The organism is Phyllobacterium sp. P30BS-XVII (genome assembly GCF_014138335.1).
In the GTDB taxonomy this organism is placed as follows: domain Bacteria; phylum Pseudomonadota; class Alphaproteobacteria; order Rhizobiales; family Rhizobiaceae; genus Phyllobacterium; species Phyllobacterium meliloti.
In genome coordinates this window covers 892,775-908,013 of sequence record NZ_JACGXO010000001.1, presented here as the reverse complement: position 1 = coordinate 908,013, position 15,239 = coordinate 892,775, and the positions used below count along the sequence as shown (strand labels likewise).

The window sequence follows — 15,239 nt, the reverse complement described above, 5'->3', positions numbered from 1 at the left end:
GAACAGCGGTCGATCAGACCGGCGTAACCATGTGAATGAATGCGTATGCGATGAGCCAGACAACAAGCGTCGCCAGCATCATGCCGAGGACGATATCGGAAGCCCGCACACGTTTGGCTGCCCCCCGCGCCAGCTTTCGGGCGCGGGAATGAGCGTTGAATTGCAAGTAGCCATGACGCATTGGACGCTCCATCAGAATGTCTGGCCAAGACCGATGGCGAGATGCTCGACAATCGGTCCGACAGCGAGTGCCGGGAAGAATGTGAGGCCGCCAACAATCAGGATAACCCCCACCAGCAAACCAACGAACAGCCCGCCATGGGTCGGGAAAGTGCCCGCGGATTCCGGAACAGTCTTCTTCGCTACCAGCGAGCCAGCGATGGCCAGAGCCGGGATGATGACAAAGAAGCGGCCCATCCACATGCCGATGCCAAGAGTGATGTTGTACCAGGGCGTGTTACCCGAGAGCCCGCCAAAGGCCGAACCGTTATTGGCTGCGGCAGATGTGTAGGCATAAAGAATCTCGGAAAAGCCGTGAGGACCAGCATTGGCGACAGAAGCAACTGCTGATGGCAGTACACTGGCAATGGCTGTAAAGCCCAACATTGCCAAGGGCAGGCACAGGACAGCCAGCATGGCCATCTTGACTTCCTTCGCTTCGATCTTCTTGCCAAGATACTCAGGCGTACGGCCAACCATCAGGCCAGCCACGAAGACTGCGATGATCACATAAAGCAGGATACCGTAAAGACCGGCACCGACACCGCCGATAACCACTTCGCCCAGCATCATATTGATGAGTGGGATCATGCCGCTGATCGCCATGAAGCTGTCATGCATGGCATTGACTGCGCCACACGAGGCAGCCGTGGTAATCACAGCAAAGAGAGAAGATAGGGCGATGCCGAAACGCGCCTCTTTGCCTTCCATATTGCCGCCATCAATACCAAGGGCGTGGACCAGCGGGTTGCCGGCGGCTTCACCCCAATAGCAAATGGTCACACCCGCCAGGAACAATATGCCCATGGCAGCGAAGATCGCCCAACCCTGACGCTGATTGCCGACCATACGCCCAAACACGTTGGTCAATGCTGCACCAATCACAAAGATTGAAGCCATCTGGAGGAAATTGGAAATTGCATCGGGATTTTCGAATGGATGAGCGGAATTGACATTGAAGAAGCCGCCGCCATTCGTGCCGAGCATTTTGATAGCGAGCTGCGAAGCGACCGGGCCAACCGCGATCGTCTGCTTGGCCCCTTCCAGCGTCGTCGCCTCGACATAGGTCCCAAGGGTCTGCGGAACACCGAGATAGACATAAACAAGCGTCAGGACGATGCAGATGGGCAATAGAATGTAGAGTGTCGCTCTCGTCAGATCGACCCAGAAATTGCCAATGGAATTGCCGGATGCTCTGGCGAAACCACGGATCAACGCAACGGCGATGGCTATGCCTGTCGCTGCAGAGACAAAGTTCTGTACGGTGAGGCCAGCCATCTGCACGAGATACGACATCGTGCTCTCGCCGCCATAATTCTGCCAGTTGGTATTTGTTACGAAGCTGATGGCTGTGTTGAATGCGAGGGTTGGCTCTGTTGCTGTCATCCCCGCAGGATTAAAGGGCAGAGCCCCTTGGAACCGCTGCAGGAAATAAAGCACAAGGAACCCGGCCAGGCTGAAAAGCAACAAAGCCACCGTGTAGGTGGTCCAATGCTGTTCATCGCGCTCATTCGTTCCAGCTATTTTATAAAGTCCCCGTTCAACAGGAACGAGAAGTGGCGAAAGAAACGTGCGGTCGCCGTTGAAAACGCGCGTCATGTAGCCGCCGAGCGGCTTCACGAGCAGAATGATGATCCCGCAATAAACGAGGATCTGTAACCAACCGTTGAGAGTCATGGTGAAGCTTTCCGAGCCGGGCGCCAGATGCGGTCAAAACCGCTCTGGGCGAACAAGGGCGTAGGTGAGATAGGCGAGAAGGAACAAGGTGACAGCACCGCTGAGGATGTAATCGATAATCATTTGGCAGTCTTTCCGATCAAAGGATATCGCAGGCTTTTGTATAAGCCAGCGATAGAGCCAAGAACAAAATGCCTATTGCGAGAACAATGAGGTCCATCGAAGAAAACTCCTTTTATTGATTGTATCATTGCAAGACAGAACTGCATTGAAGACTTAGCTTAGCTCCAATAAATGCTACGCTTGCTTGTGCGGTACATAGGGTGCAAACCGTGGGGAGTATGACTCCGAACGCCATAAAGGTTCGAGACGTCACACGTAGGAAAGATATAAAATTCCTATAAGGATTTGCCCGGCGGCTATGTGGCGAAAAACCTGAGAAGACCATCAATTGCGACCATCAACACAAGCATACCGAGCGCAATCGGTATCAATGATTTTATCCGCGCAGCGTCGGCCTTGACGTCATTCGTTGGCATCTTGGGGCGCTGCTTATCCATTTGCTGCTCCGACATGATTGTCTCCGATTGCGCAACAAACACGTTTCCACCACCACAAGGATGCGGGCTTCTCTTAGCCGTTACGGTCGCTACGGATTGCATCGATGGCGTCGAGTGGGTGCCCGTTATCTGAGCAGCCAGCTGCCGCACAGAATGACAGCAACGCCGGTGAGAATGACGCCCCATAGCCGCAGAAACACACCCAGCTCCTCGTGGCCGGGTGCGGCGTGAACATCATTCTGATTTGCGCTGGATGGAGGCAACCTTACGGGTTGTTCATTCTGTCTGTGATGCGCAAAATAATACATTCCGGAGCGCGTAAACATCGCATTCTGTCCTTTTGTTGAGTATGCCAGCTGTCGCGAGTAAATGCGGTTTTTCTCTTTGGAAAAAGTTTATAACCACAGAGCAACAACGGCGTCTGGACACTAACGACGATGGGATATTTTTTCGATTGCAACGAAGTTGGAAAGAAATAAAAATCTTATAAACAAAATTCCGAATTTTATATTGGAACGACTATAGGAGAATATTTATTTGACTTATTGAATGGCGAGGTTCCTGCTTACAGGCACAAAGGACATCGCGAATTGAGCGTAGTCAAGAACGTGAACATGCAGATAGCAGCTTGGCCATGTGTTGTCCTTTGTAGCGGTAAATAGCCGTCTCATCGATAGCGTTGAGGCTTTCTGGTTGGAGCGGCGCATCGGTGATGGATGCGAGGATTAAGAAATGCGTGATTTTACTTTTCTTCTGGCTTTGGCAGTGATTATTGTCTTGGTCTACGAGACAAAACCCCGTCACTGAACAAATGCTCTGCGAAAATCGGGCAGCCAAAAGCACTACTGGCATTGGATGCCCGAAGGGCGATTGCAGCATCACCCGCTTACCATTCGGCGAAGCTGCCATCTGCGTGACGCCAGATCGGGTTGCGCCAACGGTGCCCCTCTTTGGCACGTTCCGCAACATAGGCCTCATCAACGTCAATACCCAATCCCGGTCCTTGAGGAATGCTGACAAAGCCGTCTTCATAGTGAAAAACATCCTTGTTGCGAATATAATCAAGAATGTCGTTGGACTCGTTGTAATGAATACCGAGGCTCTGTTCCTGAATGAATGCGTTGTAACTGACCGCATCGATCTGCAGACATGCGGCCAAAGCAATAGGCCCGAGCGGACAATGGGGCGCGAGAGCGACATCATAGGCCTCAGCCATTGCTGCGATCTTGCGGCACTCCGTGATGCCCCCTGCATGCGAAAGATCAGGCTGGATAATGTCGACATAACCCTCCGCAAGGATTCGTTTGAAATCCCAGCGTGAGTAAAGGCGTTCTCCAAGCGCAATTGGCGTCGAACAATGGTTCGCAATCTCTTTCAACGCCTCATAATTCTCGGATAGGACCGGCTCTTCGATGAACATCAGTTTGAACTGATCGAGTTCCTTGGCAAGCACCTTTGCCATTGGCTTGTGAACGCGCCCGTGAAAGTCGACGCCGATACCGACATGCGGGCCTACCGCCTCGCGGATGGTCGCAATTGTTGCAACTGCCTTGTCGACTTTCTCCCAGCTGTCAACGATCTGCATTTCCTCGCATCCATTGAGCTTGATGGCCTTGAAACCCTGCGCAACCATTTCCGTTGCATTGCGGGCCACATCGGAAGGGCGATCACCGCCAACCCAGGAATAAACCTTGATCTTATCACGGCATTGACCGCCAAGCAGAGCGTGTACTGGCTGGCCGAGTGCCTTGCCTTTGATGTCCCATAAAGCTTGATCGATGCCTGCCAGAGCGCTCATGTGAATAGCGCCGCCGCGATAGAAACCACCGCGATAGAGAACGTTCCAGTGATCCTCAATCAGAAATGGGTCTTTACCGACCAGATAATCCGCCAGTTCATGGACCGCGGCTTCCGTCGTCAGAGCCCTACCCTCAACAACCGGTTCGCCCCATCCGGAAACACCTTCGTCAGTTTCGATTTTGAGAAACAGCCAACGGGGCGGGACAATGTAAGTGGTGAGCTTGGTGATCTTCATGGTGTCTGCACTTTCAGTGTTCAGATAATCTATCGCGGTTTGCTGTCGTTGAGCGCTGACGCCAGATCTCTGGCGGCAAGGTCGAGCAGATGCCCGGAACATCTGCGGGCAGCGGTTCTGTCACGCATACGCAACGCCTCAACAAGCTCTCCGTGGGCGGCTATCGCTTCATCCCGCGTTTCCACCGCCTCGTTGGAGGCCTGCAGCGAGTATTTGAGGCCCGCATGGATAATTCCCGACAATTGCCGGAAAACCTGATTGTGGCTGGCCTTGAGCAGAGTCGCGTGAAAATTCACGTCGGCTTCGGTGAACCGGCCAATATCGCCTTCACTGTCGCGCATGTCTTGCCAAGCCTTTTCAAGATCGGCGATCTCCTGTGCCGTCGCTCTATCGGCAGCTAATTCGGCAGCCATAGGCTCCACCGTGCGGCGTGCTTCAAGAATACAGCCGAGGAGATCAAAATTGGCTATGTTCGGGCCCATCCACTCCAGCACCTGCTGGTCAAGAATATTCCAGTCATCCTTGTCACAGACCGTCGTGCCAACCCGTGGTTTGCCACGCACAAGGCCCTTTGATTCCAGTGTTTTCAATGATTCGCGAATGACCGTGCGGCTGACATTGTACTGCGCGCAAAGATCGTTTTCGCGCGGAAGGAGTGAACCGGACGGATAACGGTCGGCACAAATCTCCATGGCAATGGCCGCTGTGACATTCTTTTGAACGCGCGGGCGCCGAAGCACTCCATCGGCGTCTTGCTCCGCTTGCCCCAAGATCACTGTCTCCACCCTGTCCTCCAAACCCCGGCACGACATCCCGCATATAAGTCGGCGCTATAATCCATACCCATCACCGTTGATGGGCTCCTCGTCCTATCACTCTACAGCACTTCTCTCTACTATCTCAATCATCATACATTGGCAATTGACTGGTATGATGATTTAACTTATTCCTATGGTGCTGCTGGGAGCAGCCAAAATTTTGGGAGAGAGATATGCGCTTTATAAAAGCAGCCATATTGGCTGGCACAGTCGCCATAATTGCAGCTGGCAGTGCTTTTGCTGCAGATGTCAAAATAGGTTTCATCGTCAAGCAGCCCGAAGAACCGTGGTTTCAGGATGAATGGAAATTTGCCGACGTCGCTGCCAAGGAAAAAGGCTTCACTCTGGTGAAGATCGGCGCGGAAGACGGTGAGAAAGTTCAGTCTGCGATTGATAATCTCGGTGCGCAGGGTGCGCAGGGTTTCATCATCTGCACACCCGATGTGAAGCTCGGGCATGGCATCGTCGCCAAGGCAACAGCCAATGAACTCAAGATGATGACGGTCGATGACCGCCTTGTCGGTGCGGACGGCAAACCATTGGAAGATGTTCCGCATATGGGAATTTCCGCCTCCAAGATTGGCGAAGCTGTAGGCCAGGCAATGGTCGACGAAATCAAAAAGCGCGGCTGGGATATGAAGACCGTCGGTGCAATCCGGGTTTCCTATGACCAGTTGCCGACTGCCGTCGATCGCGTTGAAGGCGCCTTGTCGGTGCTCAAAGCAGCCGGCTTCCCGCAAGCCAATATCTTTGACGCCCCGCAGGCCAAGACTGACACGGAAGCCGCACTCAACGCGGCAACGGTTGTTCTCAACAAAAACGCTGGCATCAAACATTGGGTTGCGGTGGGATTGAACGATGAATCCGTGCTGGGTGCCGTCCGTGCTACTGAAAGTGTCGGCATTCCCGCTGATGGTGTCATTGGTATCGGAATCGGTGGTGCGGAATCGGCAATCAACGAGTTCAAGAAGCCAACTCCAACCGGTTTCTTCGGTACGGTGATCATTTCGCCAAAGCGTCACGGCTACGAAACTGCCCTCAACATGTACGAGTGGATCGCCAACGGCAAACAGCCGGAAAAGCTGACCCTGACAGCCGGGCAGCTGGCATTGCGCGATAATTATACCGAAGTGCGCAAGGAACTCGGCATCGAATAATCCTCGGAACAGGCACTAAACGCCCGGCAATTTTGCCGGGCAGTACAATCCTTGAGGGCTTGGCCGACCATGGCATCTTTTCTTGAATTCAAAAACATCAGCAAGGGGTACCCGGGCGTACAGGCGCTATCCGGCATTTCCTTCGCAGTGGAAAAGGGCGCTGTACACGGCCTCATGGGCGAGAATGGTGCGGGGAAATCCACGCTGATCCGTATTCTCTCCGGAGACCAGTCCGCTGACACTGGTGAAATCTCTCTTGATGGTTCCATCCAACACTATTCATCGACGCGCGATGCGTTTGACGCTGGCGTCATCGTCATTCATCAGGAACTGCAGCTTGTCGCCGAACTGACGGTTGCTGAAAACCTCTGGCTCGGACGGTTCCCTGCCAAGGCAGGCATGATCGATTTCAAGAAGCTTGTCTCGGATGTGTCGCAAAAGCTTGAAGCGATCGGCATTGATGTTGATCCCAGAATCAAGGTTGCAAATCTTTCGATCGGCCAGCGCCAGATGGTCGAGATTGCCAAGGCGGTCATGCTTGATGCACGCGTGATTGCTCTGGATGAACCGACTTCCTCCCTGTCGTCCCGTGAGAGCGAAATTCTGTTTGCACTGATTGGCAAACTGAAAGCGCAAGGCAAGATTATCCTCTACATTTCCCATAGGCTCGACGAGGTGTTTCGTCTTTGTGATAGTCTGACTGTTTTGCGGGACGGCAAGCTTGCCGCCCATCATGCCAGTCTCGCAGAGGTGACGCGCGATCAGGTGATTACGGAGATGGTCGGGCGTGAGATCAGCAATATCTGGGGCTGGCGCCCCCGCAAAATAGGAACCGAGCGCCTGAAGGTTGAAAAACTTGGCGGCAGGCTTCTACCCAGCCCCGTTTCCTTTGACGCTCGCTCGGGCGAGATTTTCGGTTTCTTCGGCCTGATCGGTGCCGGGCGGTCGGAAATGGCACGGCTGCTCTATGGCGCTGACCATCGCCATACCGGCACCGTCACGATCGACGGCGTGGCGGTTGGCGGTAACAATCCCCGGCATTCCATTGAAGCCGGTATGGTCTTGTGCCCGGAAGACCGCAAATTCGATGGCATTATTCAGGGCCGTTCCATCGAGGAGAATATTGCGGTTTCATCGCGCCGTCATTTTTCACCTTTGGGCATATTACAGCCGGGTAAAGAGGCAAGGCTCGCGGATCGTTTCATCGAAAAATTGCGAATACGGACCCCTTCACGCAAGCAGGACATCGTCAATCTCTCCGGCGGCAATCAGCAGAAAGTCATTCTTGGCCGCTGGCTTTCCGAGCAGGGCGTCAAGGTGCTTGTCATTGATGAACCCACACGTGGAATAGACGTCGGTGCGAAAGCGGAAATTTACAACATTCTTTACGAACTGGCCGAAAATGGCATGGCTATTATCGTGATTTCGAGCGAGCTGCCGGAAGTCATGGGTATCTCGGACCGAATTGCCGTGATGTGTCAGGGGCGTATCGCCGCCCTATATGATCGGGACGCTTTCGACGAGAGAAAAATCCTTGCAGCTGCCCTTCCCGACAGATCTGCCGCAGCCGTGGCCTAAACTGATTTGAAAAAGGTTTGATATGAGCGTGTCTCTCAAAAAGCTTCTCCTTGGCGAACAAGGTCTCGTTGTCATCTTTGCTTTGGCCTTTATCGTCGTAGCCGCGTTCGTTCCTAACTTTCTCACGGAACGCAACATGCTCGGCTTGCTGCAGTCGGTTGTGACAATCGGCATTGTCGCCTGCACAATGATGTTTTGCCTCGCCTCACGGGATTTCGATCTTTCTGTCGGTTCAACGGTTGCCTTCTGCGGGATGATCGCTGTCATGGCTTCAAACGCCACCGGTTCCATATTGCTCGGCCTGATCGCAGCGCTTCTGTGTGGCGCGCTCGTCGGATTGGTCAATGGTGTGGTCATCGCGCGCTTTCGTATCAATGCCCTGATCACGACGCTTGCGACCATGCAGATCGTTCGCGGCCTCGCGCTCATTTCGTCCGATGGCAGAGCTGTCGGTATCAACGATCCCAATTTCTACCAGCTTGCCCTGTCAAAATTCCTTGGAATTCCCGTGCCCATCTGGGTCATGCTTGTGCTTTTCATTGCCTTTGGCTTTATTCTCAACCGCACGGTCTTTGGCAAAAATACACTTGCTATCGGTGGCAATCCCGAAGCCTCCAGACTGGCCGGCGTCAATGTCGTTTCCATGCGCGTCTGGATATTTGCGCTGCAGGGCTTTGTCTGCGCCATTGCGGGTATTCTCCTTGCCTCGCGCATTACCTCGGGACAGCCAAATGCGGCGACAGGCCTTGAGCTGTCTGTAATTTCGGCCTGCGTGCTTGGCGGTGTCTCGCTGGCCGGTGGCCGTGCTGCTATGGCGGGTGTCATTGTAGGCGTTCTGATCATGGGTATCGCCGAGAATGTTATGAACCTTTTGAACATTCAGGCTTTTTATCAATATGTTGTACGCGGTTTGATTTTGCTTCTGGCGGTGCTCCTCGACAATCTCAGATCTGGTGCGGTGGGCCGCAAAGGCTGATGGTCCGGCTTGGCAACAGCGAGCTGAAAATTCAAATCAACCTTCAAGGTGGCTGCCTGATGGAAGCCACTTTCCGTGGAAGGCCCTTTCTGAAACCAGCACCTGTTGGATGCTTTCCACTGGTCCCCTTTGGCAACCGCGTCGCGGGGAACCAATTTCGCTTCCGCAACCAGACACATGTGCTCAGGCCCAATACGAAAGACGATCAGCTTTATCTGCATGGTGATGGCTGGCTGGCACCTTGGCGGGTGGTGGAGGAAAGCCAAACGCATGTTCGTTTGGTTTATGAACATCAGGCGTCGCACCAATCTCCCTATTCTTATCGCGCTGATCAGACAGTTGCGATCAGCGGGACCACGCTCAAACTTGACCTGAGTGTGGAAAACCGGGGAGACGTTGCGTTGCCTTTCGGACTGGGATTCCATCCCTTTTTTCCAAGGACACCGCAAACGCGGCTGCGAGCACCGGCAAAGCTATTCTGGAGTGAAAAGACGGGACATCTACCTGATACGGCAGGACCGGTCCCTGATGATTTAAATTTTGCGGCCTTCAATCACCTGCCGGACCGGTGGGTCAACAATGCTTTTGCGGGCTGGGACGGAACAGCGCAAATCGACTGGCCGGAAGTGCGCATGACTGCGGCAATATCAAGCGATCCTTTGTTTTCTCAATACATGATTTATGCCCCCAAAGATCGAATAGACTTCTTTTGCTTCGAGCCGATGAGCCATCTGCCGAACGGGCACCACTTGCCTGATCTGGGCAATCTCACCATTCTGGAGCCTAACGATAAATTAAGCGGCGGCATTACACTGCGCATCGACGAAATGAAGGACTGATACAGATGGCGGGTCGGCTTTCGGACAAACGGATCATGATCACGGGCGCCGCCCAAGGGATAGGGCTTGCCATCGCTCAGGCATCCGCCAGAGAAGGGGCGGGCCTATATCTCATTGACACGGACGAATTGCTCTTGCAGCAGGTTGCAGCCGACCTCCGCACCAGTGGTGCGACGGTAGAATCGAGTGCGGTGAGTATCACCGATGAGCCAGCCATTATGGCAGCGGTGATCCGGGCAAAAGCTGCCATCGGTCCGTTGAATGCCTTGATTAATAATGCAGGTATCAACGTCTTCAATGAGCCGCTTTTGACAACTGATGAAGAATGGCAACGTTGTTTCGATGTCAACCTGAAGGGCGCATGGAATTGCTGCAAAGCGGTTCTGCCTGACATGATCGCGAACGGTGGTGGCACCATTTTGAATATTGCCTCCACCCATGCCTTCACCATCATTCCCCATACCTTCCCCTATCCTCTTGCCAAACATGCATTGCTCGGCATGACGAAATCTTTGGGGCTGGAATATGCCGCCAGAGGCATCAGGGTAAACGCACTGGCGCCCGGCTATGTCTCGACACAGAAGGTCATAGATTACTGGAATTCGTTCCCCGATCCTGATGCTGCCAAAGCTGAAACAATGGCCCTGCATCCGGGCGGGCGGATCGCGTCCCCCGAAGAAATAGCACTCGCCGCCGTGTTTATGATCTCTGACGAGTGTCCCTTCATGAATGCCACATGCCTGACTATCGACGGCGGCTTGAGTGTACGGCAGCACGGCTAACGCGCCCGTGATCACGGCAACGAAGCCATCTGCGTCGGTATTTATTGTTTTTCTGGTCGCAGAAACCGGATAATCCGATCATTGACATCGTCGGGTTGCGCCATGGCGGCAATGTGATTGGCATCTGGTACAATCGCACCTTCCAGAAGAGGCATGCGTTTTTGTGCCGATTTCAACATTGCAGGCGGATCATAGCTCCGTTCCGCATCGCCGATCAACAACAACGCGGGTACCGGGATGGCGCGCAGTTCGCGGGTGCTGAACACGGGCGGTGAAATCACGCTCATTCTGGCAAAAGCGGACATCGTTGCGGCCATCAGAGCACCCCACTTCGCGTCCCGTGGAGGCGAGACACCCAAATCCGCAAGACTGGATGGTTGTTTACCGCCCGTGAGCAGTCGCTTTAATTTCAGAATGGGCCGCTTGATCCGAAACACATAGAATAGCCGCCAGAATTGAGAAGCGAAGATACCAACCGGGCTGATGAGTACCACGCGGTTGATTCGCTCCGGCATCAGCGATGCCTGATTCAACGCCAGAAAGCCGCCAAAAGAACATCCCACGATTGATGTTCTTTCAATGCTCAGGGCATCAAGCAGTCCGGTAAGCCACTGCGCATAATCATACCTGTCACGCAATGGTTCTGGCGTCAGACTTTTGCCCGGTTGCCCGATAACATCAACCGCATAGGTTCTGAAGTGACGGCTCAACCCTGCAATGTTCAAGCGCCAGACCGTAGCGCTGCCAGCAAAACTTGGCAGCAGCAAAAGCGACGGTGCATTCAGAGGGCCACTGGCGATAACATGGGTTGATCCAAAATTAGTCACAAAATCGAGTTCTTCATAGGGAACCGGCCAGTCCTGAAGCAAGACATCATAAGCAGCCATATAGCGTTCTCTAGCCTCGTCGGTTTTAAACGAAGGCAGCATTTCAGGCGAACGCATTGTCGTTGTCCGACGAAAAGTTTTTGTAAGGTTCATCATCGCCCCCGAACAGGATGAAAGGGCGCTCTAGTTATACGAATTTCTGTAATTCAGACAGTCTTGTACTGAACTATATCAGCCCCATATTAGGTGTAGGGACGGTGCTCTCTATTTCATCTGACAGCTTCAATCGCCTTCACCAGCTGCGCCGCATCGAAGCCGAGAACCTGTGCAAGCCCGATAAGCTCGACCACATCCACACGGCGTTGACCGCTTTCCAACCTGGCAACAAAAGACTGGTATTCGCCTAATGTGTCGGCAAGTTCAGCTTGCGTAAAGCCAGCGGCTTCACGCTTGGCAATCAGCATGGCGATTAATGCCTTGTGCTGTTCCGTTCCAAGCGTTTTTCCCATCCGTTATCCTGTTGCCCGGAACAGACCGACAATCCGCCCCAGCAGAGACATCACCGGATAAAACAGGATCGAACTTACACCAGCTGCAAACACAAGCACCAGCACGAATTGCACTGGCGAGAGGAGCCCTGAACGCGGTGGCTGCGGCTCATCCATGCATCATCCCCTGGCTTTTCGTGCCTCAAATTCGATTCGCACTTTTTCCGCCTGCTTCAGCAATGTGTCTTTACACGCCTTGCGGTCCATATCCGGCTGTTTGGACGAAGCAATCAACCCTTTCAGCCAGCCCCGCACTGTCTTGTCGGCATCTTCGGGCGAGCGACCCAGCGCTTTGAGAATGGTTTCGCTGCTTTCAATGGCGGAATAATGCGGCTCGCGGCCAAGTGCGTTCTGACATTGATAGGAGGTCGTCACCAGCTGTTTGACATCGGCGATCAGACTGGCTTCACCGCTCTTGCCACCGGATGGTGTCGTACAGCCCGCCAACAAGGCAATCACAAATCCCGTTCCGATCACCGCAAACCGCATCGCATCCCCCATCATGTGCCGCAACGCTACCCGTCGAAAAGAAACCTGTCGAGCGCAACCTTGGTTGGTTAGCGCCGCCCGTTATATTCAGGTACTTTGTTTTCTCCGCCAAACAGCAGTTCCTGTGGATTGCTATCGAAATTGGAAATAGCCCGTTCGATACTCTCCACCGAACGGCGGCTATCGGAAATAAACTTCTGCGCATTGCGCAGCTTTTCGCCCGTATAGGTTCCCAGTGTTTTCATGATCGGGGCGAGGCGCGCCTGCAGGCCATCAGCCGTGTCGCGGTAGGATTGCAGCTGTTCGCGGATGTTGGCAACCGTACCGCCCTTGTCCTCGGAAAGCTCCTTGTCCAGCTTGGTCAGGGCATCATCGACTTTTAGCGAGGCCTCATTGATCCGCGACATGGTTTCGCGCGCATCCTTGATAACAGCCTGCACATCCTGTGCCCGCTGTCCGTAACGGTTGATCATCTCAGTGCTATCAGCAAGCTGCTGGGTAAAATCCTTTGCCTCATGCGCCCTGTCGAGAGCCGGCCCCTTCATTTCGTCCAGATAGCTTTCGGTGGCGTCCATCGCGCGATCCACCTTCTGAAGAACGTCCTGCACCGTTTGCACCAGTGTTTTCAGGGATGAGGGATCAATATCGATACGCGCGACCGTATCTTCCTTTTCCGCCTCCTCAAGCAGCTTGGGCTCATAGCTCTTGCCGCCCTTCAACTCGATATAGGCCTGTCCGGTCAGCATGACGAAGGCCAATTCCGCCTGAGTCGACCGCGTGATCGGCGTGGTTGAATCGATCTCTGTCTGGGCGATAACCACATCAGGGTTGCTTGCATCAATGAAAAGCCGCGTGACTTCGCCGACTTTAAGGCCGTTGAACAAAACCTGGCTCTTGACGACCAGCCCCGTTACGGAACCGGGAATGCGGATTTCAAGCATTGATGTCGGGCGGGTGTCGCCCAAACGCTCGATCCAGTAGACAAAACCAAGGGCCAGCACGCTCACCAGCACGGTGAAAATACTGACCACAAGATAATTGGCCTTGGTTTCCATTCACGATTCCATTCATCCAGACCGACATGCTTACAACCACATCGTGCGATATCCCTAGCCTTGCATGTCACCAAACGCCACTATCTTCTTGATGGTTCCGATAGAAGAACTGTCTTATTTGCTGTCATCAAGAGGCTGCGACCAACGTTACGATTGCCCCCTGACGTTACGGCAAGAGCCAAATCTCATAACGTTTCCGTTACGTAACTCACGTAATCGTAACGGCTGTTATCAACAGTCTGTGTGTTACGTGACCATAATGTTGCCCGTTAGGGAACGCACCCTTATCAAGTTAATGTAAGTGATTCGCGTTCGTTACGGCACAGACATACCCATGGCATTATCCAACGCAGAGAGACAAAAGCGGCACCGGGAGCGGCAAAAACAGAAGCTCGCCACAGCCGCACCAAGTCTGGCAATCCAGTATGAGAATGTCGGCGCTGATCTGCGTGAAAAGCTCTATATCCTGATCGATACCGAAAATACGCGCCGCGAAAAGGCCGGATACAGTATGGAAAAAATGCTGGAACCGACCGATTTCAGCCGGGTTATTCTGGATATTGCCCTCGATGAAAACCATTCGGGGCTAGCCGACAAAGCACGCATGGTCCTGCTTGGTGCGCTGTGCATGGGCGAAAGTTCCGACAATGAAATCCTCGAGGCGCGCAGGCAGAAAGATGCCGCGCTTGCGCAGGATTTACATGACAATGATCGCGATGACGAAGCACGCGAACATATCAGTCCGCTGGAACATTATATTCGTGTGCCGAATTTCGGCTAAGCTCTGCCCCATCGCAAAGCCGAATCGAAATCCAGTCAGGAGAATTGCCATGACACATCCGGTCCTTATGCCGTCCAACATTGCTGTGGTTACTGGTGGCGCATCGGGCATAGGCCTTGCTGCCGCCATCCGCTTTGCTGCGCTGGGCCTTAAGGTCTGCATTGCTGATCTACCCGGCGAGAAACTGGATGCAGCGTTGGCCAAGGTTCGCGAACACGGCAATCCGGCCGATAGTATTGCTGTCGGAGCTGATATAACGAAGGTCGAAGACCTGCAGCGGCTAAAACGACACGTTGAGACGGAACTCGGTCCTGTCAGCCTTCTTATGAACAATGCCGGCATCCAGCCCGGCAGCAGTATTTTTGAACCCGGCGGGTGGGACAGGATCATCGAGGTCAATCTGTTCGGCATTGTGCGTGGAACACAGGTATTCGGACCTGATATGATTGCCCGGGGCAAACCCGGTCTCATCATCAACACAGGCTCAAAGCAGGGTATCACCACCCCGCCCGGCGATCCCGCCTATAATGTCTCCAAATCAGGCGTGAAAACTTTTACCGAAGCCCTGCAACATGAACTGCGCAACATCGAAGGCTGTCAGGTGACTGCGCATCTGTTCATTCCGGGTTTTGTCTTTACTGCACTGACATCAAGCGGCAGGACGGAAAAGCCCGCAGGTGCATGGACATCCGAGCAAACGGTCGACTTCCTGCTTGAGAGTGTAACGGCAGGAGATTTCTACATCCTGTGCCCTGATAATGATGTGGTTCGCCGTACCGACGAGCGGCGCATCCTTTGGGCAGCGGGCGATATAATAGAAAATCGCCCGCCTTTGTCGCGCTGGCATCCGGCGTATAAGGACGAATTTGCCGATTTCCTCAAGCGCGCGGAATAGCTG

20 protein-coding genes are annotated in these 15,239 nt (G+C 53.6%); 7 read left to right on the top strand and 13 right to left on the bottom strand.

Annotated elements, in window-relative coordinates:
• Positions 1 to 13: 13 nt before the first annotated feature.
• From FHW17_RS04495 to FHW17_RS04460, 8 genes are all read right to left on the bottom strand, one after another.
• Complete coding sequence (locus FHW17_RS04495; RefSeq protein ID WP_162700289.1) at positions 14 to 181, bottom strand: hypothetical protein; 168 nt, start codon at positions 179 to 181, stop codon at positions 14 to 16.
• Positions 182 to 192: 11 nt separating this feature from the next.
• The gene (gene kdpA / locus FHW17_RS04490) at positions 193 to 1,896 is read right to left on the bottom strand and encodes a potassium-transporting ATPase subunit KdpA (RefSeq protein WP_112522969.1); all 1,704 of its coding nucleotides are present in this window, start codon (positions 1,894 to 1,896) and stop codon (positions 193 to 195) included.
• Between the two features lie 33 nt (positions 1,897 to 1,929).
• Positions 1,930 to 2,019, bottom strand: coding sequence for a K(+)-transporting ATPase subunit F (locus FHW17_RS04485; protein WP_091879681.1), 90 nt, complete (start codon positions 2,017 to 2,019; stop codon positions 1,930 to 1,932).
• 296 nt (positions 2,020 to 2,315) lie between these two features.
• A complete protein-coding gene (locus FHW17_RS04480) occupies positions 2,316 to 2,471 on the bottom strand; it encodes a hypothetical protein (protein WP_182509280.1) in 156 nt (51 codons plus the stop codon).
• Between the two features lie 110 nt (positions 2,472 to 2,581).
• Positions 2,582 to 2,782, bottom strand: coding sequence for a hypothetical protein (locus FHW17_RS04475; protein ID WP_162700287.1), 201 nt, complete (start codon positions 2,780 to 2,782; stop codon positions 2,582 to 2,584).
• 274 nt (positions 2,783 to 3,056) lie between these two features.
• Positions 3,057 to 3,365 carry a hypothetical protein gene (locus FHW17_RS04470; RefSeq protein WP_182509279.1) on the bottom strand — a complete coding sequence of 103 codons (309 nt, stop codon included), beginning with the start codon at positions 3,363 to 3,365 and terminating at the stop codon, positions 3,057 to 3,059.
• Entirely contained in the window at positions 3,343 to 4,491 is a 1,149-nt protein-coding gene (dgoD, locus tag FHW17_RS04465; protein ID WP_182509278.1) for a galactonate dehydratase, read from the bottom strand. Before dgoD ends, FHW17_RS04470 begins: the two co-directional genes overlap by 23 nt.
• A 29-nt stretch (positions 4,492 to 4,520) precedes the next feature.
• A complete protein-coding gene (locus FHW17_RS04460) occupies positions 4,521 to 5,276 on the bottom strand; it encodes a FadR/GntR family transcriptional regulator (RefSeq protein ID WP_182509277.1) in 756 nt (251 codons plus the stop codon).
• A 206-nt stretch (positions 5,277 to 5,482) separates the two neighbouring features.
• Between FHW17_RS04460 and FHW17_RS04455 the strand changes: the two genes are divergently transcribed.
• From FHW17_RS04455 to FHW17_RS04435, 5 genes are all read left to right on the top strand, one after another.
• Positions 5,483 to 6,466, top strand: coding sequence for an arabinose ABC transporter substrate-binding protein (locus FHW17_RS04455; RefSeq protein WP_182509276.1), 984 nt, complete (start codon positions 5,483 to 5,485; stop codon positions 6,464 to 6,466).
• Between the two features lie 69 nt (positions 6,467 to 6,535).
• Positions 6,536 to 8,044, top strand: a complete 1,509-nt coding sequence (araG, locus tag FHW17_RS04450; protein WP_182509275.1) for an L-arabinose ABC transporter ATP-binding protein AraG — start codon at positions 6,536 to 6,538, stop codon at positions 8,042 to 8,044.
• A 22-nt stretch (positions 8,045 to 8,066) separates the two neighbouring features.
• Positions 8,067 to 9,020 carry an L-arabinose ABC transporter permease AraH gene (gene araH, locus FHW17_RS04445; protein ID WP_182509274.1) on the top strand — a complete coding sequence of 318 codons (954 nt, stop codon included), beginning with the start codon at positions 8,067 to 8,069 and terminating at the stop codon, positions 9,018 to 9,020.
• A complete protein-coding gene (locus tag FHW17_RS04440; RefSeq protein WP_182509273.1) occupies positions 9,020 to 9,859 on the top strand; it encodes an aldose 1-epimerase in 840 nt (279 codons plus the stop codon). The genes araH and FHW17_RS04440 overlap by 1 nt, the downstream gene beginning before the upstream one ends.
• A gap of 5 nt (positions 9,860 to 9,864) precedes the next feature.
• Positions 9,865 to 10,641, top strand: a complete 777-nt coding sequence (locus FHW17_RS04435; RefSeq protein WP_182509272.1) for an SDR family oxidoreductase — start codon at positions 9,865 to 9,867, stop codon at positions 10,639 to 10,641.
• A gap of 41 nt (positions 10,642 to 10,682) precedes the next feature.
• Here FHW17_RS04435 and FHW17_RS04430 read toward each other — a convergent pair whose 3' ends face one another.
• From FHW17_RS04430 to FHW17_RS04410, 5 genes are all read right to left on the bottom strand, one after another.
• Complete coding sequence (locus FHW17_RS04430; RefSeq protein WP_182509271.1) at positions 10,683 to 11,585, bottom strand: alpha/beta hydrolase; 903 nt, start codon at positions 11,583 to 11,585, stop codon at positions 10,683 to 10,685.
• A 152-nt stretch (positions 11,586 to 11,737) separates the two neighbouring features.
• Complete coding sequence (locus tag FHW17_RS04425) at positions 11,738 to 11,977, bottom strand: helix-turn-helix transcriptional regulator (protein ID WP_182509270.1); 240 nt, start codon at positions 11,975 to 11,977, stop codon at positions 11,738 to 11,740.
• A 3-nt stretch (positions 11,978 to 11,980) separates the two neighbouring features.
• Positions 11,981 to 12,133 carry a hypothetical protein gene (locus tag FHW17_RS04420; RefSeq protein ID WP_182509269.1) on the bottom strand — a complete coding sequence of 51 codons (153 nt, stop codon included), beginning with the start codon at positions 12,131 to 12,133 and terminating at the stop codon, positions 11,981 to 11,983.
• Between the two features lie 3 nt (positions 12,134 to 12,136).
• Positions 12,137 to 12,505 carry a hypothetical protein gene (locus tag FHW17_RS04415; protein WP_182509268.1) on the bottom strand — a complete coding sequence of 123 codons (369 nt, stop codon included), beginning with the start codon at positions 12,503 to 12,505 and terminating at the stop codon, positions 12,137 to 12,139.
• A 68-nt stretch (positions 12,506 to 12,573) separates the two neighbouring features.
• Positions 12,574 to 13,560: an MlaD family protein gene (locus FHW17_RS04410; RefSeq protein WP_112522957.1), complete on the bottom strand. Its 987-nt coding sequence runs from the start codon at positions 13,558 to 13,560 to the stop codon at positions 12,574 to 12,576.
• 334 nt (positions 13,561 to 13,894) lie between these two features.
• On the opposite strand from FHW17_RS04410, the gene FHW17_RS04405 reads away from it, so the two are divergent.
• Positions 13,895 to 14,341, top strand: a complete 447-nt coding sequence (locus FHW17_RS04405; protein WP_112522956.1) for a hypothetical protein — start codon at positions 13,895 to 13,897, stop codon at positions 14,339 to 14,341.
• A 49-nt stretch (positions 14,342 to 14,390) separates the two neighbouring features.
• Positions 14,391 to 15,236: an SDR family NAD(P)-dependent oxidoreductase gene (locus tag FHW17_RS04400; RefSeq protein ID WP_112522955.1), complete on the top strand. Its 846-nt coding sequence runs from the start codon at positions 14,391 to 14,393 to the stop codon at positions 15,234 to 15,236.
• Positions 15,237 to 15,239: the final 3 nt, after the last annotated feature.